The 19,082-nt window shown below is 72.1% G+C and carries 17 protein-coding genes; 11 read left to right on the top strand and 6 right to left on the bottom strand.

The genetic code is table 11. The annotated features are described in order from the left end of the window. The 3 genes from ACFWIA_RS28540 to ACFWIA_RS28530 form a co-directional block, all read right to left on the bottom strand. A partial coding sequence (locus tag ACFWIA_RS28540) for a DUF6542 domain-containing protein (protein ID WP_387009965.1) occupies positions 1-545 on the bottom strand: 545 nt, incomplete at its 3' end. Between the two features lie 167 nt (positions 546-712). Further along, entirely contained in the window at positions 713-1,507 is a 795-nt protein-coding gene (gene ppgK, locus ACFWIA_RS28535) for a polyphosphate--glucose phosphotransferase (RefSeq protein WP_387009963.1), read from the bottom strand. A gap of 82 nt (positions 1,508-1,589) precedes the next feature. Beyond that, complete coding sequence (locus ACFWIA_RS28530) at positions 1,590-2,594, bottom strand: 4-hydroxy-3-methylbut-2-enyl diphosphate reductase (RefSeq protein WP_387009961.1); 1,005 nt, start codon at positions 2,592-2,594, stop codon at positions 1,590-1,592. A 166-nt stretch (positions 2,595-2,760) separates the two neighbouring features. Here ACFWIA_RS28530 and ACFWIA_RS28525 point away from each other — a divergent pair, with 166 nt between their 5' ends. From ACFWIA_RS28525 to ACFWIA_RS28510, 4 genes are all read left to right on the top strand, one after another. Further along, positions 2,761-4,149 (top strand): APC family permease, encoded by a 1,389-nt coding sequence (locus tag ACFWIA_RS28525; RefSeq protein ID WP_387009959.1) that lies wholly within the window; start codon positions 2,761-2,763, stop codon positions 4,147-4,149. Between the two features lie 256 nt (positions 4,150-4,405). Further along, positions 4,406-5,638, top strand: a complete 1,233-nt coding sequence (xseA, locus tag ACFWIA_RS28520) for an exodeoxyribonuclease VII large subunit (RefSeq protein ID WP_387009957.1) — start codon at positions 4,406-4,408, stop codon at positions 5,636-5,638. Beyond that, positions 5,635-5,856, top strand: a complete 222-nt coding sequence (locus ACFWIA_RS28515; RefSeq protein WP_385495969.1) for an exodeoxyribonuclease VII small subunit — start codon at positions 5,635-5,637, stop codon at positions 5,854-5,856. The genes xseA and ACFWIA_RS28515 overlap by 4 nt, the downstream gene beginning before the upstream one ends. 240 nt (positions 5,857-6,096) lie before the next feature. Continuing rightward, entirely contained in the window at positions 6,097-6,687 is a 591-nt protein-coding gene (locus tag ACFWIA_RS28510; protein WP_387009955.1) for a malonic semialdehyde reductase, read from the top strand. Between the two features lie 244 nt (positions 6,688-6,931). On the opposite strand, the gene ACFWIA_RS28505 is transcribed toward ACFWIA_RS28510, so the two are convergent. Further along, positions 6,932-7,468 carry a DUF4245 domain-containing protein gene (locus tag ACFWIA_RS28505; RefSeq protein ID WP_387009953.1) on the bottom strand — a complete coding sequence of 179 codons (537 nt, stop codon included), beginning with the start codon at positions 7,466-7,468 and terminating at the stop codon, positions 6,932-6,934. 139 nt (positions 7,469-7,607) lie between these two features. On the opposite strand from ACFWIA_RS28505, the gene glpX reads away from it, so the two are divergent. Next, positions 7,608-8,642: a class II fructose-bisphosphatase gene (glpX, locus tag ACFWIA_RS28500; protein ID WP_387009951.1), complete on the top strand. Its 1,035-nt coding sequence runs from the start codon at positions 7,608-7,610 to the stop codon at positions 8,640-8,642. A 137-nt stretch (positions 8,643-8,779) separates the two neighbouring features. On the opposite strand, the gene ACFWIA_RS28495 is transcribed toward glpX, so the two are convergent. Further along, positions 8,780-9,157 (bottom strand): WhiB family transcriptional regulator, encoded by a 378-nt coding sequence (locus tag ACFWIA_RS28495; protein ID WP_387009949.1) that lies wholly within the window; start codon positions 9,155-9,157, stop codon positions 8,780-8,782. Positions 9,158-9,313: 156 nt separating this feature from the next. Then, positions 9,314-10,012 (bottom strand): DUF1707 domain-containing protein, encoded by a 699-nt coding sequence (locus ACFWIA_RS28490; RefSeq protein WP_387009947.1) that lies wholly within the window; start codon positions 10,010-10,012, stop codon positions 9,314-9,316. Between the two features lie 167 nt (positions 10,013-10,179). Here ACFWIA_RS28490 and ACFWIA_RS28485 point away from each other — a divergent pair, with 167 nt between their 5' ends. The 6 genes from ACFWIA_RS28485 to ACFWIA_RS28460 all read left to right on the top strand — a co-directional run bounded on the left by ACFWIA_RS28485 (position 10,180) and on the right by ACFWIA_RS28460 (position 18,971). After that, positions 10,180-11,856 carry a fumarate hydratase gene (locus tag ACFWIA_RS28485; RefSeq protein WP_387009945.1) on the top strand — a complete coding sequence of 559 codons (1,677 nt, stop codon included), beginning with the start codon at positions 10,180-10,182 and terminating at the stop codon, positions 11,854-11,856. A gap of 168 nt (positions 11,857-12,024) precedes the next feature. Then, positions 12,025-13,449 carry a class II fumarate hydratase gene (locus ACFWIA_RS28480; protein WP_387009944.1) on the top strand — a complete coding sequence of 475 codons (1,425 nt, stop codon included), beginning with the start codon at positions 12,025-12,027 and terminating at the stop codon, positions 13,447-13,449. A 133-nt stretch (positions 13,450-13,582) separates the two neighbouring features. Further along, positions 13,583-14,251, top strand: coding sequence for a DUF402 domain-containing protein (locus ACFWIA_RS28475; RefSeq protein ID WP_387009942.1), 669 nt, complete (start codon positions 13,583-13,585; stop codon positions 14,249-14,251). A 93-nt stretch (positions 14,252-14,344) separates the two neighbouring features. Further along, a complete protein-coding gene (locus ACFWIA_RS28470) occupies positions 14,345-15,058 on the top strand; it encodes a class I SAM-dependent DNA methyltransferase (RefSeq protein ID WP_387009940.1) in 714 nt (237 codons plus the stop codon). Positions 15,059-15,147: 89 nt separating this feature from the next. After that, the gene (locus tag ACFWIA_RS28465) at positions 15,148-17,334 is read left to right on the top strand and encodes a SpoIIE family protein phosphatase (protein WP_387009938.1); all 2,187 of its coding nucleotides are present in this window, start codon (positions 15,148-15,150) and stop codon (positions 17,332-17,334) included. Between the two features lie 155 nt (positions 17,335-17,489). Then, positions 17,490-18,971, top strand: a complete 1,482-nt coding sequence (locus ACFWIA_RS28460) for a catalase (protein ID WP_387009936.1) — start codon at positions 17,490-17,492, stop codon at positions 18,969-18,971. Positions 18,972-19,082: the final 111 nt, after the last annotated feature.

The raw sequence follows: 19,082 nt of genomic DNA, 5'->3' as shown, positions 1-19,082 counted from the left end.
GCGGCCCTGCGGGCCACCAGCAGGGCGCCCCGCACGAGGACGACCAGGGCCGCGACGAGGGTCCCCGCGTACAGCCAGCCGGCGTGCAGGGCGAGGACGGTGAACACGCCCATGACCCGGGCCACGAACCCGTTGCCGTCGGCGATGGGGACCGCTCCGGCGGTGAAGGCGAGGGGGACGCAGATGGGCGCGGTGACGAGGTCCGCACGGCGCACCCACAGCGCGGTGAGCGCGCTGAGCAGCAGGAACAGCACTCCGTACGCCCCGGGGGAGCCGCCGAAGAGGAACTCGACGAGACAGCCCAGCAGGGTCATGGAGCCGATGCAGAAGAGACCGCTGCCCAGTCCGGTCAGCCGGGGGTTCGGCAGTGCACGCAGCCGGCGGACCAGCGGGGACGGTGGACGGCCGGGACGGCGGGAGCCCGCGGCCGTGGTCCCGTCCCGGCCGTCCGCGGCGGACCCGCGGCCACGGGGCCCCGCCTGCGGGGGGAGCGGCGCGGGTCGTCGCGAGCGGTTCTGAGGGGGACGCGTCCTGGGTTGTTCCACTGGTCCAACTTAGGTCGGGTTATGTGCTGAATGGCCAGCGGGACACGCGCTTTGGCCGACCTTGGGGGTGTGTTCGAGGCGTAGGCGGTACCGGCGCCGCCGATCGGGTGAGGGCGGACGGGGTCCGCCGCGCCCCCGCCCATCGGATCGGACGGCCGCCGGACCGGTCAGACGCCGCCGGACGGGTCGGGCGCCGTGGCCGCGGACACCCGGTGCTCGCCCTGTTCCGCCGCCCGCATCGCCGCCCCGACGATGCCCGCGTTGTTCTCCAGCTTCGCGGGGACGACCTCCGCCCGGACGTCCTCGATCAGCGGCAGGAACTTGTGGGCCTTGCGGCTCACCCCGCCGCCGATGATGAACAGTTCGGGGGAGAACAGCTTCTCCAGGTACAGCAGGTACTTCTGGACCCGGTGCGCCCAGTGCTCCCAGCTCAGGCCGTGGTCGTCCTTGGCCTTGGTGGAGGTGTGCTTCTCCGCCTCGCGTCCGTGCATCTCCACGTGCCCCAGCTCGGAGTTGGGGACGAGGACACCGTCGACGAACAGGGCACTGCCGATCCCGGTGCCGAAGGTGAGCAGCAGCACCGTGCCGGTGCGGTCGCGACCGGCGCCGAAGCGCATCTCGGCGACCCCGGCGGCGTCCGCGTCGTTCACCACGACCACCGGGAGACCGCCGAGCCGTTCGGAGAGCAGGGTGCGCGCGTCGACGCCGATCCAGCTCTTGTCGACGTTGGCGGCCGTGCGGACCGTGGCACCGTCGGTGACGACCCCGGGGTAGGTGATGCCGACGGGGCCCTGCCAGTCGAACCGTTGGACCACCTCGCGCACGCCGTCGGCCACCGCGTCGGGGGTGGCGGGCTGCGGGGTCAGCACCTTGTGCCGCTCCGTAGCCAGATCGCCGCGGTCCAGGTCGACGGGCGCTCCCTTGATGCCCGAACCGCCGATGTCCACACCGAAGATCTCCATGCGGAACACGTTACGGTGCCCCGCCGCCCGTCACTTCCCGAACGGCTCCTCCGGGCCGGCCGCTCCCGGGCGCGGGAGCGAACTACTGCGCTCCGAGGCGGTCCGCGACCAGGGCCGCGGCCTCCGCGCGCAGGTCACGACGGAGTTCCTTGGGCAGCGAGAAGACGATCGACTCGTCGGCCGTCTTCACCAGCTCCACGTCCTCGAAGCCACGGGCCGAGAGCCATGCGAGGACCTCCTCGACCAGGATCTCGGGCACGGAGGCCCCGGAGGTCAGGCCGACGGTGGTGACGCCGTCCAGCCACTCCTCTTCGATCTCGCTGGCGAAGTCGACCAGGTAGGAGGCGCGGGCGCCCGCCTGGAGGGCGACCTCGACGAGCCGCTTCGAGTTCGAGGAGTTGCGCGAGCCGACGACGATCACGAGGTCGGACTCGGCGCCCATGTGCTTGACGGCGACCTGACGGTTCTGCGTGGCGTAGCAGATGTCGTCGCTCGGCGGCGAGATGAGCTGCGGGAACTTGTCCTTCAGGGCGTCGACGGTCTCCATGGTCTCGTCCACCGAGAGGGTGGTCTGGGAGAGCCACACGACCCGGGAGGGGTCACGGACCTCGACCTTGGCGACGTCCGCGGGGCCGTCGACCAGGGTGATGTGGTCGGGGGCCTCACCGGAGGTGCCGATGACCTCCTCGTGCCCCTCGTGCCCGATGAGGAGGATGTCGTAGTCGTCCTGGGCGAACCGGACGGCCTCCTTGTGGACCTTGGTCACCAGGGGGCAGGTGGCGTCGATGGTGGCGAGTTTCCCGCGGGCGGCCTCGTCGTGGACGGTGGGGGCGACGCCGTGGGCCGAGAACATGACGATCGAGCCCTCGGGGACCTCGTCCGTCTGTTCGACGAAGATGGCGCCCTTCCGTTCCAGGGTCTGCACGACGTACTTGTTGTGGACGATTTCGTGCCGGACGTAGATCGGGGCCCCGTACTGCTCCAGGGCCTTCTCAACGGCGATCACGGCCCGGTCCACACCGGCGCAGTACCCACGAGGGGCGGCGAGCAGGACCCGGCGGGCTGGCGAAGCAGTCATACGGACCATCGTAAGGCCCTGTCCGACAGGTCATTGATCGCCTTCTTGGGGAGACTGGGTGTGCCGGAGCACGGCCGCCCGCGCACGGGGTGCGTCACCGACGGTCCCCCGGGCCCGTTCCTGCGGGGCGACCACCCCCACCGCTCCGGGGGTTCGGCTCCACGGAGGCAGCGCGATGGCCGCGAGCGGTACGACGGACGACGAGGTCGGCGGTGGTGGCCCGGGCGGTTCCGGCGCCCCCCGACTGCGGCGCACCCTGGGCTTCCGCGACCTGGTGGTGTACGGGTTGCTCTTCATCGCCCCGATGGCCCCGGTCGGCGTGTTCGGGGCGTTGGACGCCCGGTCGCACGGGGCGGTGGCGCTGGTCTACGTGGTCGCCACCGTCGCGATGGGCTTCACGGCGTACAGCTACGCCCAGATGGTGCGGGTGGTGCCGCAGGCGGGCTCGGTGTACGCCTACGCGCGGGCGGGGCTGGGCGAGGGGCCCGGGTTCGTCGCCGGGTGGATGGCGATGCTCGACTACCTGCTGATCCCGGCGGTGGCGTACCTGTTCTCGGGCATCGCGATGCACGCCCTGGTCCCGTCGGTGTCGCAGTGGGTGTGGACGGCGCTCGCGGTGGTCGTCACCACCCTGCTCAACCTGTGGGGGGTGCGGGCCGCGGCGCGGGTGGGGTTCGTGGTGCTGGCGATGGAGATCGTCGTCCTGCTGGTGTTCGTGGTCGCGGCAGTGGTGGTGCTGGCCCGCGACGGGGCGCAGCGGGACCTGTGGTCGCCGTTCGCGGGGGACACCGGGTTCGCGTTCGGGGCGGTGCTGGGGGCGGTGTCGGTGGCGGTGCTGTCGTACCTGGGGTTCGACGCGATCGCCTCGTTCGCGGAGGAGGTCACCGGGGGTTCGGCGAAGGTGGCCCGGGCGGTGCTGGTGTGTCTGGTGGTCGCGGGGGCGCTGTTCGTGGCGCAGACGTATCTGGCGGCGCTGCTCCAGCCGGTGTCCTCGGCGGAGTTGGCGGCCGAGCCGGGGCGCCAGGGTTCCGCGTTCTACGACGCGGTGGACGCGTCGGTGGGGACCTGGTTGCACGACCTGGTGGCGGTGAGCAAGGCGATCGGGGCGGCCTTCGCGGCGCTGGCGGGTCAGGCGGCGGCGGGTCGGCTGCTGTTCGCGATGGCCCGTGACCGGCGGCTGCCGCGGGTGCTGGCCAGGACCGGGGACGGGACGCCGCGGGTGGCGCTGTCGGTGGCCGCGGTGATCACCCTGGTCGCCGCGGTGTGGGCGGCGCGCCGGGACGACGGGTTGGACCACCTGGTGTCGGTGGTCGACGTGGGTGCGTTGACGGCGTTCACCCTGTTGCACGCGAGCGTGGTCGGCTGGTTCGTGGTGCGGCGGCGGGGCGGCCCGGTCGTGTGGTGGCGGCACGTGTTGCTGCCGGTGCTGGGTGCGGGGGTCACCGTCGCGGTGATCGTCGAGGCGTCGCGCACCGCGCAGGTCGTCGGGGCGACGTGGTTGGTGGTGGGCCTGGGGGTGCTGTGGGTGCAGCGAGGCCACCCCCGCAGTTCCCCGCGCCCCTGACGGTGCGCTGTGGCCCGCGTGCGCTGATCCCGTGCGGGTGCCCTGTGGTTTTGCGCAGTTCCCCGCGCCCCTGATCATCCCGGTGACCGCCCCGACCGCCAGGTGGCCCCGGCATGCCTGACGGACAGGGGGTGCCCCGATAGGGGCGCGGGGAACTGCGCGAGCAACCCCCACTCACCCGCAGGGGAGAACGGACCCCCCAGGAGGCCCCCCAGACCGCGCACCTACTGTCAGTGGGTGCCGTTACGCTCGGCACATGGCTGTCACCACGTCCGCGGAGAACCCGCTACCCGTCGGCGACGTATCGCGCCTGATCGGCGGGTGGATCGACCGACTGGGCGCGGTCTGGGTCGAGGGACAGATCACCCAGATCTCGCGCCGGCCGGGCGCCGGAGTGGTGTTCCTGACCCTGCGGGACGCCTCGCACGACATCTCGGTCGGCGTCACCTGTTACCGCCAGGTCTTCGACGCGGTCGCGGACGTCGTCTCCGAGGGCGCGCGCGTGGTGCTGCTGGCGAAGCCGGAGTGGTACGCGCCCCGCGGCCAGCTGTCCCTGCGGGCCACCGAGATACGGCCGGTCGGCGTGGGCGAACTGCTCGTCCGGCTCGAACGGCTACGGAAGTCGTTGACGGCCGAGGGCCTGTTCGCCGCCGAGCGCAAGCGTCCGCTGCCCTTCCTGCCGCAGCTCGTCGGGCTGGTGTGCGGGCGGGCCTCGGCCGCCGAACGCGATGTGCTGGAGAACGCCCGGCACCGCTGGCCGGCCGTCCGCTTCGAGGTGCGCAACGTGCCTGTCCAGGGGGTGCACGCGGTGCCGGCGGTCGTGGCAGCGGTCAAGGAGTTGGACGGCCTGCCCGAGGTCGACGTGATCATCGTGACGCGGGGCGGCGGCAGCGTGGAGGACCTGCTGCCGTTCTCGGACGAGCAGCTGGTCCGGACGGTCGCCGAGTGCCGCACCCCGGTGGTGTCGGCGATCGGGCACGAGCCGGACCAACCGCTGCTCGACCTGGTCGCGGATCTACGGGCGTCCACGCCGACGGACGCGGCCAAGAAGGTCGTCCCCGACGTGGGCGAGGAGCTGGAGCGGGTCCGGATGCTGCGGGACCGGGCACGCCGCGCGGTCGGGGCGTTCGTCGAGCGCGAGGAGCGGGGTCTCGCCCATGCGCTGCGCCGGCCGGTGATGGAGGACCCGTACCGGATGGTGGAGGAGCGGGCCGAGCAGGTCAGCGCCCTGGTGGACCGGGCGCGGCGCGCCCTGGGGCACCATCTGGACCGCGGTCTGTCCGAGCTGACGCACACCCATGCGCGGGTGGTGGCCCTCTCCCCCGCGGCGACGCTCCAGCGCGGGTACGCGGTGCTCCAGCGGGACGACGGCCAGGTGGTGCGGGCGCCCGAGGAGGCGCCCGAGGGCTCGGTGCTGCGCGCCAGGGTCGCCGAGGGGGAGTTCTCCGTCCGGGTGGCGGACGGATCGACGCATAAGGTGGGGTCATGAGCGGGACGGACGGGGCCGGGCCGGGGTACGAGCAGGCCCGTGACGAGCTGATCGAGGTGGTGCGCCGCCTGGAGACGGGCGGCATTCCGCTGGAGGAGTCCCTCGCGCTGTGGGAGCGGGGCGAGGAACTGGCCAAGGTGTGTCGGCGCTGGCTGGAGGGGGCGCGGGCCCGGTTGGACGCGGCGTTGGCCGACGAGGACGCCTCCGCGTCGTCCTGATCCCAAGCCGGAATCCCGAACGGCATCCCGACCCGGAGGGCCGCGTTTCGGTCGCTTCGGTTCGCCGTCCGCCCCGGGCCGGCCCCACCCGCACGTCACCCACCGCACCCGCGGAACGGCGTTCGGTGGCTGACCCTCACCCCATTTGTTGAAAGTTCAATCGAATGTGCGTTAGGCTGTTCGTGAATGTTTCGGAGGGCTCGCCCGGCGCGGACCCCACCCCCGCACACGAAGGTATTCATGTCTCTCGTACTGGACCCCACCGCTCAGGACCTCCTCTTCCGTGAGGCCCGCACCGCGAACTCCTTCACCGACGAGCCGGTGACCGAGGAGCAGGTGCAGGCGATCTACGACCTGGTGAAGTTCGGCCCGACGGCGTTCAACCAGTCCCCGCTCCGGGTGACGCTCGTCCGCTCCCCCGAGGCCCGCGCCCGGCTGGTCGCCCACATGTCGCAGGGCAACCAGGCCAAGACGGGCACCGCCCCGCTGGTGGCGATCCTCTCCGCGGACAACGAGTTCCACGAGGAGCTGCCCGAGCTGTTCCCGCACTTCCCGCAGGCCAAGGACGCGTTCTTCGCGGAGCGTCCGGTGCGGGAGAGCAGCGCCGGGATGAACGCCGCCCTCCAGGCCGCGTACTTCATCATCGGCGTCCGGGCCGCGGGCCTGGCCGCCGGCCCGATGTCGGGCTTCGACTCCGCGGGCATCCAGAAGGAGTTCCTGGACGTCGACCACACCCCGCTGATGGTGGTCAACATCGGCAAGCCGGGCGACGACGCCTGGTTCCCGCGCTCCCCGCGCCTCGACTTCGAGCAGGTCGTCACCACCGTCTGAGCCGACGGACGCGCAGCGCGACGCGCATCCGTACGTGAGTGGGGCCCCGGCCACGTGCCCGGCCCCCCCCCCCCACCACGACCCCCCCCGGCGGGGCGGGTCAGGGAGGCCCACGAGGGCGGCGCGTCACCACCCCGTGTCCGCGCCCCCCGCCCCCGGCGCCCCCCAGCCGGTGTGGGGGGGGCGCCCCCCCCCCGCGCCCCCCCCCCCCCCCCCCTCCCTCGACCCCGCCGGGCGGGACGGTTCAGGAAGCGCCGAGCGATCCGACCATCATCCCGAGCCGGGTGAAGGAGGCGGACCCCAGGACGACGGTGGTCGCCCCGTCCTCGGTGCGGACGAGCGCGTCGTACCGCTCGCCCTCGTACTTGCGCCAGGTCGCACCGTCGACGGTCTGGGTGACACCGGTGTCACGGGCGCCCCGGGTGACCCGCTCCACGAACGTGCGCGGCTTCTCGGTGGACTGCTCCACGGCCACGTACCGGTTGTCGGGCGAGCGGAAGCCGAGGTGCCAGTGGTGGGACTCGGAGCCCCGGTAGCGCACGGAGGTCGCCCGCCACTCGTCGTCCAGCCCCTTGGGGGCGGCCACCGGGTAGGGCGCCGCACGCTGGGCCGTGACCAGCTCGACGCGGTAGTCGACCGGCTTCAGCACCGGGTCCTTGTCGCCGTCGTGCGGGAGGAACAGCCAGATGAATCCCGCGAAGAGCACTGCCACCGAGAGGGACAGCATCATGTTCCGTACGCTCTGTTTGCCGAGTCGGCTCGCTCCTGCCACGCGCCCCATCGTCGCAGGTGCCCTTCCCGCCCCCGGCACCGACCCCGGGCCGCTCAAACGTGACCCTCTCTGCTCATTGCTGCAACCTGCGGATAGAGTCGCATTACACCCTCATCCGGCCGTCGTCGTATCAGAAAGGTGCGTCTCGATGACCGAACATCATCAGTTGCCGACCGAACTCGAAGTGCCGTCCGAGGCCCCGGACCGCAACCTGGCCCTGGAACTCGTCCGGGTGACCGAGGCCGCCGCCATGGCCGCGGGCCGTTGGGTCGGGCGCGGCGACAAGAACGGCGCCGACGGCGCTGCCGTCCGGGCCATGCGGACCCTCGTCTCCACCGTCTCGATGAACGGCGTCGTCGTCATCGGGGAGGGCGAGAAGGACGAGGCCCCGATGCTCTTCAACGGGGAGCACGTCGGCGACGGCACCGGCCCCGAGTGCGACATCGCCGTGGACCCGATCGACGGGACGTCCCTGACCGCCAAGGGCATGCCCAACGCGGTGGCGGTCCTCGCGGCGGCCGACCGGGGCGCCATGTTCGACCCGTCCGCCGTCTTCTACATGGACAAGCTGGTGACCGGCCCCGAGGCCGCGGACTACGTCGACATCGACGCCCCGGTCGCCGTGAACATCCGCCGGGTCGCCAAGGCCAAGCGCTCCTCTCCGGAGAACGTGACCGTCGTCATCCTCGACCGGCCCCGCCACGAGGGCGTCATCAAGGAGATCCGGGAGACCGGCGCGCGGATCAAGCTGATCTCCGACGGCGACGTGGCCGGTTCGGTGCTCGCCGTCCGCGAGGGCACCGGTGTCGACCTGCTGCTCGGCATCGGCGGCACCCCGGAGGGCATCATCTCGGCCTGCGCCATGAAGTGCCTGGGCGGCACGATCCAGGGCAAACTGTGGCCGAAGGACGACGAGGAGCGGGAGCGGGCGATCGCCGCCGGCCACGACCTCGACCGGGTGCTGCACACCGACGACCTGGTCTCCGGCGACAACGTGTTCTTCGTGGCGACCGGCATCACGGACGGCGAACTGCTGCGCGGGGTGCGCTACCGCTCCGAGACGGCGACCACCTCGTCCCTGGTGATGCGTTCCAAGTCCGGCACCATCCGTCAGATCGACTCGGAGCACCGGCTCGCGAAGCTGCGCGCGTACAGCGCCATCGACTTCGACCGCGCCAAGTAGCCCCCGTACCACCACGGCTGAGGCCGTGGACCCCGGTACGGCGACGGGGGTGCCCTGCTGTGCGGGAGGGCACCCCCGTCGGCGTACGCAGTCCGACGGGGCGTCCGTGCAGGTGGCCGGGGCGCTCCCCCGAGCGGTCAGCCGGCCGCCGCGATGTGGTCCGTGGTGTGCGCCGCCTTCTTCAACTCCACGTCACGCCGACGGCGACGGGCGAGCACCACCCTGCGCTCGGCGGCGGTCAGCCCGCCCCACACCCCGTAGGGCTCGGGCTGGAGCAGTGCGTGCTCCCGGCACTCGATCATCACCGGACAGCGGGCGCAGACGCCCTTGGCGGCCTCCTCGCGGGAGAGCCTGGCCGCGGTGGGTTCCTTGGACGGCGCGAAGAAGAGCCCCGCCTCGTCCCGGCGGCAGACCGCTTCCGTGTGCCACGGGGAGTCCTGATCCCGATCCTGTGCTGGCAGCCGCGGCGGTGGAACGGCGGCGACCTGCAAGTTCTGATGCGGCGGATGCAGCACGATCTACTCCTGACGACGGCTTCGCAAGGGAGCGGCGATGGAGCAAGCCCTACCCGCTGTGCGTGCGCCTATGCACTGCGTTCCCGTACAGAGGTGTTCTCGGACAGGTACGGACCAGTGCCGGAGCCCTCGCGCGTCAGCCGGAGCCGTCGGGCGTCAGAGGCCGAGGTGCTTGCGCACCCGGTCCCCCGGGCGGTCCTTCAGCGCGTCGACGATCCGACGGCCCTTGCGGGCGGTGGCCTCGATGTTGCCGAGGACGGACCAGCCGTCCACGTGGACCACCGGCGCACCGGACTCGGCCGAGTCGACGGTGTCCACCTCGAAGTTGCCGAGGATGCCGCCCCCGTTGCCGCGCAGCGAGACGTTCTCGGGGACGACGATCTCGACGCTCCCGAAGAGGCTGAACGCCTTGATCATGATGTGCGGGTGGGCGAAGACCGCCTCGCTCAGGTCGATCTCCACATTGCCGAAGATCGCGTAGGCGTGCGTGCGCGGGGAGACCCGCCAGCGACCCCGGCGGCTGCTGCTGCTGAACACGGCCACCAGGTTCTCCGGCGGCGCGAACGGCACCCCGCCGACCGGGGGCCGGGCGGGCACCTGCTGCGGGGCGGGGCGCGGCGGGGCGAACTGGGCACCGGCCGGGAGGTCCTGGACGAACGGCGCCAGCTCGGCGACCGTCTTGGCGCTGTACACCCCCTCCACCCGCTCCGAGTGCTCCTCGGCGGTGAGGCGCCCCTCCGCGAGCGCCTCCCGGAGGATGTCCGCGACCCGGTCGCGGTCGGCGTCCGAGGCGCGGAGCCCCACGGGCTTCGACGGGGCCGGTTCCTGGGCTGCTGGGCGCTTTTCGAGGTCCACGCACCCAGATTACCCAGACGCGATAGATCGCGACTAGGGGCCGCGGCGGAAGCCGTACCTGCGAAGGGAGGGACGCGTCCACCCCGGGGCGGGTTGCCGGGGGTCGCGGATTACGCTGAACGGTGCGCCGCCGACGCCGGCGGTGCTCAGGGCCGCTGAGTGAAGGAATGGGCGTCATGCCAGAGTTTGCGTACTCCGATCTGCTTCCGCTGGGGGCGGACCACACGCCGTACCGCCTGGTGACCGCCGAGGGCGTCAGCACCTTCGAGGCGGACGGGCGCACGTTCCTGAAGGTGGAGCCCGAGGCGCTGCGCAAGCTCGCCGCCGAGGCCATCCACGACATCCAGCACTACCTGCGGCCGGCGCACCTCGCCCAGCTGCGGCGGATCATCGACGACCCGGACGCCTCCAGCAACGACAAGTTCGTCGCCCTGGACCTGCTGAAGAACGCCAACATCGCCGCCGCCGGGGTGCTCCCGATGTGCCAGGACACCGGCACGGCGATCGTCATGGGCAAGCGCGGGCAGCACGTCCTCACCGAGGGCGGCGACGAGGCGGCCCTGTCGCGGGGCATCTACGACGCGTACACCGAGCTGAACCTGCGCTACTCGCAGATGGCCCCGCTCACCATGTGGGACGAGAAGAACACCGGTTCCAACCTGCCCGCGCAGATCGAGCTGTACGCCACCGACGGCGGTGCGTACAAGTTCCTGTTCATGGCCAAGGGCGGCGGCTCGGCCAACAAGTCGTTCCTGTACCAGGAGACGAAGGCCGTCCTCAACGAGACCTCCATGATGAAGTTCCTGGAGGAGAAGATCCGCTCCCTGGGCACGGCCGCGTGTCCGCCGTACCACCTGGCGATCGTGGTCGGCGGCACCTCGGCCGAGTTCGCGTTGAAGACCGCCAAGTACGCCTCCGCGCACTACCTGGACGCCCTGCCCACCGAGGGCTCCCCGCTCGGCCACGGCTTCCGCGACGAGGAGCTGGAGGAGAAGGTCTTCGAGCTGACCCAGCGGATCGGGATCGGCGCGCAGTTCGGCGGCAAGTACTTCTGCCACGACGTGCGCGTGGTGCGGCTGCCGCGGCACGGGGCCTCGCTGCCGGTCGCCATCGCCGTGTCCTGTTCGGCGGACCGCCAGGCCGTCGCGAAGATCACCGCGGAGGGCGTGTTCCTGGAGCAGTTGGAGACCGACCCGGCGCGGTTCCTGCCCGACACCACCGACGCGCACCTGGCGGAGTCGGGCGACGTCGTCCGGATCGACCTCAACCAGCCGATGGACGACATCCTCGCCGAGCTGACCAAGTACCCGGTCAAGACCCGGCTGTCGCTGTCCGGGCCGCTGGTCGTCGCGCGGGACATCGCCCACGCGAAGCTCAAGGAGCGGTTGGACGCGGGCGAGGGCGTGCCGCAGTACCTCAAGGACCACCCGGTCTACTACGCCGGTCCCGCGAAGACCCCCGAGGGGTACGCCTCCGGCTCCTTCGGCCCCACCACGGCGGGCCGCATGGACAGCTACGTGGAGCAGTTCCAGGCCGCCGGCGGTTCCAAGGTCATGCTGGCCAAGGGCAACCGTTCCCAGCAGGTCACGGACGCCTGCGGGGCGCACGGCGGCTTCTACCTCGGTTCCATCGGCGGCCCGGCGGCCCGGCTCGCCCAGGACTGCATCAAGAAGGTCGAGGTGGTGGAGTACGAGGAGCTGGGCATGGAGGCCGTCTGGCGGATCGAGGTCGAGGACTTCCCGGCGTTCATCGTGGTGGACGACAAGGGCAACGACTTCTTCAAGGACCCGGCCCCCGCCCCCACCTTCACCAACATCCCGGTACGGGGCCCGGGCCTGGGCTGACCGCCCCGCCGGACCGCGGGTCCCCCGTGGGGCGTGGGACGGGCGGGAAAGTCGGGTCGGTGGGGAATACGTGGGGCGGAGCCGTCCGCTACCAAGGCGGGGACCACGAGCACCGATCCGACGCACCGGTCCGACGCGCGGACCGACCCACCCAGGAGGCAGGACGAGATGGCGACCGCTCACGACGACCGCACCGGCACCACCACGGGAGACGACCACCGGGTGGAACACGACTCGATGGGCGAGGTGCGGGTGCCGGCCCACGCGAAGTGGCGCGCCCAGACCCAGCGGGCGGTGGAGAACTTCCCGATCTCCGGGCAGCGCCTGGAGCGCGCCCACATCGAGGCCCTGGCCCGGATCAAGGGCGCCGCGGCGAAGGTCAACGCCGAGCTGGGCGTGGTGGACCGGGACGTCGCCGAGGCGATCGTCGCGGCGGCTTCGGAGGTCGCGGAGGGCCGCTGGGACGAGCACTTCCCGGTGGACGTGTTCCAGACGGGTTCGGGCACCTCGTCCAACATGAACACCAACGAGGTGCTGGCGACGCTGGCCAGCGAGCGGCTGGGGCGTGGGGTGCACCCCAACGACCACGTGAACGCCTCGCAGTCGTCCAACGACGTGTTCCCGTCCTCGATCCACATCGCGGCGACCGCGGCGGTCACCCGGAACCTGGTCCCCGCCCTGGAGCACCTGGCCGCCTCGCTGGAGCGCAAGGCGGAGGAGTTCGCGGACGTCGTGAAGTCCGGGCGGACCCATCTGATGGACGCGACCCCGGTCACCCTCGGCCAGGAGTTCGCCGGGTACGCGGCGCAGGTCCGTTACGGGGTGGAGCGGCTGCGGTCCTCGTTGCCGCGGCTGGCGGAGCTGCCGCTGGGCGGGACCGCCGTGGGCACCGGGATCAACACCCCGCCCGGGTTCTCGGCGGCGGTGATCGCCGAGGTCGCCGCGGACACCGGGCTGCCGCTGACCGAGGCGCGGGACCACTTCGAGGCGCAGGGCGCCCGGGACGGGATCGTGGAGACCAGCGGGCAGCTGCGGACGATCGCGGTGGGGCTGACGAAGATCGCCAACGATCTGCGGTGGATGGCGAGCGGGCCGCGCACCGGGCTCGCGGAGATCGAGCTGCCGGACCTCCAGCCCGGGTCGTCGATCATGCCGGGCAAGGTGAACCCGGTGGTGCCGGAGGCGGTGCTGATGGTCGCCGCGCAGGTCATCGGCAACGACACCACGATCACGGTCGCCGGCTCCGCCGGGAACTTCGAGCTGAACGTGATGCTCCCGGTGATCGGCAAGAACGTGCTGGAGTCCGTCCGGCTGCTGTCCAACGCCTCGCGGCTGCTGGCCGACCGCACGGTGGACGGGATCACCGCGAACCGGGAGCGGGCCCGGGAGTACGCGGAGTCCTCGCCCTCGGTGGTGACGCCGCTGAACAAGTACATCGGGTACGAGGAGGCCGCGAAGGTCGCCAAGCGGGCGCTGGCCGAGCGCCGGACGATCCGCGAGGTGGTGCTGGAGGCCGGGTACGTGGACCGGGGCGACCTGACCCTGGAGCAGCTCGACGCCGCGCTGGACGTCCTGCGCATGACCCGCCCCTGACCGCCGGGGCGCCCGGCCCGGGGCACCCCGGAGCCGGGCGCCGGGTCCCTCACACGCGTGACGGGGGCCGTCGGTGGGCCACCGGGATGACGTATTCGGCGCGTCGCCCGGCCCGGGAACCTACTATCTGGGCATGACGGGCGAAGACGGGGTGCGCGGACCGTGGGACGCGGGGGACCAGATCCTGTGGCGGTACCGGGCGAACGGCGGCGACGGGTTCCACATCTGCCGTCCGGTGACCGTCGTCCGGGACGCCCCGGACCTCCTCGCCGTCTGGATGGCCCCGGGCACCGAGTGCGTGCGCCCGGTCCTCGCCGACGGCACCCCGCCGCACGAGGAGCCGCTGGCGACGCGCTACACCAAGCCCCGCACGCTCCGGCGGGACCGCTGGGCGGGCACCGGCGTGCTGAAGCTGGCCCGCCCCGGTGAACCGTGGTCGGTGTGGCTGTTCTGGCACCCCGACTGGCGGTTCAAGAACTGGTACGTGAACCTGGAGGAACCACGTGTCCGCTGGGACGGCGGGGTGGACTCGGAGGACCACTTCCTGGACATCTCCGTGCAGCCCGACCGCAGCTGGCGGTGGCACGACGAGGACGAGTTCGCGCAGGCGCAGCGGGCCGGGCTGATGGCCCCGCGGCAGGCGCGCCGGGTACGGGAGGCGGGAGACGCAGCGGTCGAGGCGATCAGGGCGTGGGGGGCGCCGTTCCGTGATGGTTGGCCGGCGTGGCGGCCCGATCCGGTATGGCCGATTCCGGCCTTGCCGGAGGACTGGGATCGTACGCCCGCGCATGTGTCCTCATGAGACCCTTGATGCGCCCCCGTGGGTCAACCGTAGGATCGTCCTCCACAAGGGCGCACAGCAGCAACTCCTTGGGCTTGCGCGAGGTCTGACCGGATGTCATCGAGGGGTGGCCAGAACGTGAGCGAGCGCGACGAGGCGTACGCGGCCTACGAGGGACCGGACGAGGGTGCGCCCGACCGTTCGGGCCAGGCGGAGGCGTTCGACGCCATCGGTGGGCGTTACGACGAGGCGTTCCCGCACAAGGAGGGGCAGGTCACCGCGGTGTCCCGGCTGCTGGCCGAGCTGCCGCCGGGTTCACGGGTGCTGGACGTGGGGTGCGGCACCGGGATTCCGACCGCCCGCCAGCTGGTGGACGCCGGACACGCGGTCCTCGGGGTCGACCTCTCCGAGGGCATGCTGGAACTCGCCCGCACGAACGTGCCGGAGGCGGAGTTCCAACAGCGCGATCTGGCCACGCTGCGCGTCTCCGGGCCCGACGGCTTGGGCCACTTCGACGGGATCACGTGCTTCTTCACACTGTTGATGCTGCCCCGATCCGAAATACCCTATGCGTTGCGGCAGTTCCACCAGCTGCTGAAGCCCGGCGGAGTCCTGGCGATGTCCATGGTGGAAGCTGACCTGGACGATGCGGAGATCCCGTTCATGAGCCACTTCATCCGGGTGTCCGGCTTCCTGCGGGAAGAGCTGTCCCAAGTGGTACGGGAGGCCGGGTTCGAGATCACTGACGAGGACCTGCTTTCGTACGCGCCCTCGCGGGCGGACGCACCACCCGAGCACCAACTGTTCCTCAACTGCCGACGCACCTGATCACCGTGTGCCGCGCGGACAGCTCCGGCACCTCCCGGTGACCGCCTGGCCGCGCGGTGCGCAGCCCCGGACGGACGGATTCGACACGCGTGACGGAGCATCCCCTCCCCCCTGAGGGCCGCCAGTACGGCACGGCCGGTCCTCCCGCTGCCCCCGTGGACCCCCGCGGGGCGCTGCTGCGTGCCCAGACGTCCCCGGAGGCGAGCGCTCCCGGGACGACGTCCGCGATGCCGTCCCAGCCCCGCCCCGGCGGGGCGCGCGGCGGCGACGCGGAGTCCGGCACCGAGCACGCCCAACCCGGAGCCGACGGTTCGGCCGCCCACCGTGCCCGGCCGGCCCCGGACGAGGGCCCGGCGGGGCACGACGGCGTCCGCACGGACGGCCAGGAGACCCACGGCGAGAGTCCCGGTGACACCCGCAGCGACCCGGAGGGCCCCACGGAACACGGTGAGAGCGCGACGCGTCAGAGCGAGGGCGGCCCCTCGTCCGCGGGGAGTCCCGGACCGCCCGACGGCGTCGAGCGGCGGGGCGCGGGGGCCGGGGCGGGTGTCCAGCCCGGCATGACCCACATGCGGCGGGACGGCGACCGGCTGCGCTTCGTGGGCGCCGCCACCCGGCGGATCGCCCGCGGCCTCGACCTGGACGAGATCGTGATGGGGCTGTGCCGGGCGACCGTGCCGACCTTCTCGGACGCGATCCTCGTCTATCTGCGCGATCCGCTGCCCGTGGGCGACGAACGGCCGATGGGCCCGGTGGTGCTGCGGCTGCGGCGCACCGACCGGATTCCCGAGGAGCGGGACACCGAGACGGGCGGTTCGCTGCCGGCGCTCCAGCTCGACCTGGACGCCACCGGGACGACCGAGCTGTGCACGGTGCGGCCCGGCGGGGCGCTCGCCGAGGTGTTGCGCGGGGTGCGGCCGGTGTTCGCGGAGGACGCCCTCGACGCCCTGCCGGAGCTGCTCGGGGAGACCCGTACGGTGCCGGGCGGGCGGCACACGATCCTGGCACCGTTGCGCGGGCGCCGCCGGGTGATCGGCGCGGCGATCTTCCTGCGCCGTCCGGACCGGGTGTCGTTCGACAGCGAGGACCTGCTGGTGGCGGCGCAGCTCGCGACGCACAGTGCGCTGGGCATCGACAAGGCCGTGCTGTACGGGCGCGAGGCGTACATCGCGGACGAGTTGCAGCGCACGATGCTGCCGGAGACCCTGCCCCGGCCGACCGGGGTGCGGCTGGCGTCGCGGTACCTGCCGGCGGCCGAGACGGCGCGGGTCGGTGGTGACTGGTACGACGCGATCCCGCTGCCCGGCAGCCGGGTCGCGCTGGTCGTGGGCGACGTCATGGGCCATTCGATGACCTCGGCCGCGATCATGGGTCAGCTGCGGACCACGGCGCAGACCCTCGCGGGTCTCGACCTGCCGCCGCAGGAGGTGCTGCACCACCTGGACGAGCAGGCGCAGCGGCTCGGGCACGACCGGATGGCGACCTGCCTGTACGCGGTGTACGACCCGGTATCGCACCGGATCACCATCGCCAACGCGGGTCATCCGCCGCCGGTGCTGTTGCACCTGGGCGGCCGGGCGGAGGTGCTGCGGGTGCCGGCGGGCGCGCCGATCGGGGTCGGCGGCGTGGACTTCGAGGCGGTGGAGCTCGACGCTCCGGCCGGGGCGACGCTGCTGCTGTACACGGACGGTCTGGTCGAGTCGCGGCTGCGGGACGTGGTGGCGGGGATCGAGCAGTTGCGGGCCCGGTTGGCGGCCACCGCGCAGCTCACCGGCCCGGACCATCCGCCGCCCTTGGAAGCGCTGTGCGACGAGGTCCTGGACATGCTGGGGCCGGGCGACCGGGACGACGACATCGCCCTGTTGGCGGCCCGCTTCGACGGGATCGCCCCGAGCGACGTGGCGTACTGGTTCCTGGAACCGGACGAGAAGGCTCCGAGCCGGGCCCGGCGCCTGGCCCGGGTGGCCTTGGCCCGGTGGGGTCTGGAGGAGCTGTCGGACTCGGTGGAGCTGCTGGTCAGCGAGGTCGTGACCAATGCGGTGCGGTACGCGTCGCGGCCGGTGACCTTGCGGCTGCTGCGGACGGACGTGTTGCGCTGCGAGGTGGGCGACGACGTCCCGCAGCTGCCGCGGCTGCGGCAGGCGCGGGCCACCGACGAGGGCGGTCGGGGGCTGTACCTGGTGAACAAGTTGGCGCGGCGCTGGGGCGCCACCCGGCTCAGTACGGGCAAGGTCGTGTGGTTCGAGCTGAACCGGAACCCGGGCCCGCAGGCGTAGGTCCCCGGTGCGGGGGCGGCGCCCCCGCACCGGGACGCACCGGCACGCACCGGGCGATCAAATGTTGCCGACCTCCTGTCGGCGGAGTTGACTGGCGTGGTGGACGAAGCGACCACGCCCCGGGGGACATCCCCCGTGTCCCCCGGCTCCCCCTCATGCATGGGAGGACGCTCGTGACCGAGGCACCGGATTCCGCCCCGTACACGACGAACAACGCCGGCATCCCCGTGGAGAGCGACGAGCACTCGCTGACCGTCGGCTCGAACGGGCCGGTCCTGCTCCAGGACCACTACCTGATCGAGAAGATGGCCCAGTTCAACCGGGAGCGGGTCCCGGAGCGGGTGGTGCACGCCAAGGGCAGCGGCGCGTACGGGTTCTTCGAGGTCACCAATGACGTCAGCCAGTTCACCAAGGCGGACCTCTTCCAGCCGGGTCGGCGCACCGAGGTCCTGGCGCGGTTCTCGACGGTCGCCGGTGAGCAGGGCTCCCCCGACACCTGGCGGGACCCGCGCGGCTTCGCGTTGAAGTTCTACACCGAGCACGGCAACTACGACCTGGTCGGCAACAACACCCCGGTGTTCTTCGTGCGGGACGCGCAGAAGTTCCAGGACTTCATCCGCTCCCAGAAGCGCCATCCGCGCACCGGTCTGCGCAACAACGACATGCAGTGGGACTTCTGGACGCTGTCCCCGGAGACCGCGCACCAGGTGACCTGGTTGATGGGCGACCGGGGCATCCCCAAGTCGTACCGCTTCATGAACGGCTACGGCTCGCACACGTACATGTGGGTGAACGGGGGCGGCGAGCGGTTCTGGATCAAGTACCACCTGAAGACCGACCAGGGCATCGACTTCCTCACCCAGGCGGACGCCGACGAGTTGGCGGGCACCGACGCGGACCTGCACCGCCGGGACCTGTACGAGTCGATCGAGGCGGGCGAGCCGCCGTCCTGGACGGCGTACGTGCAGATCATGCCGTTCGCGGACGCGCCGGACTACCGTTTCAACCCGTTCGACCTGACGAAGGTGTGGCCGCACGGCGACTACCCGCTCGTCGAGGTGGGCCGGATGACCTTGAACCGGAATCCGGAGGACTACTTCGTCCACATCGAGCAGGCCGCCTTCGAACCGTCGAACCTGGTGCCGGGCATCGGCCCGTCGCCGGACAAGATGCTGCTGGGCCGGCTGTTCTCGTACCCGGACACCCACCGGTACCGGATCGGCCCGAACTACGCGCAGCTCCCGCCGAACCGACCGCACTCGGTGGTCGGCTCGTACGCGAAGGACGGCCCGATGCGGTACGACCCCGCGAACGTGTCGGCGCCGTACGCGCCCAACTCGTACGGCGGTCCGGCGGCGGACACCGCCCGGTTCGGGGAGATCGCCGGCTGGGAGTCGGCCGGCGAGATGGTCCGCGAGGCGTACGCCCTGCACCGGGAGGACGACGACTGGGGTCAGGCCGGGACGCTGGTGCGGCAGGTCCTCGACGACGCGGCGCGGGACCGGCTGGTCTCCAACGTCAGCGGGCACCTGTTGGCCGGGGTGAGCCGTCCGGTCCTCGACCGGGCGGTCCAGTACTGGCGCAACATCGACAAGGCGCTCGGTGACCGGATCGCCGCGAACGTCAACGGCGGCTGACCGCCGCGCCCACGGTCCGGGCGCCCGAACACCCCGGGGGGGGGGGCCCCGTCCGAGGGCGGGTGAGCCCCCGTGAGGGGGGCCGGGGCCCCGGGGGTGCAGGGCGGGTGA

The organism is Streptomyces sp. NPDC127068, from assembly GCF_042724695.1.
Lineage (GTDB): Bacteria > Actinomycetota > Actinomycetes > Streptomycetales > Streptomycetaceae > Streptomyces.
This window is presented reverse-complemented; position numbering and strand designations above follow the sequence as displayed.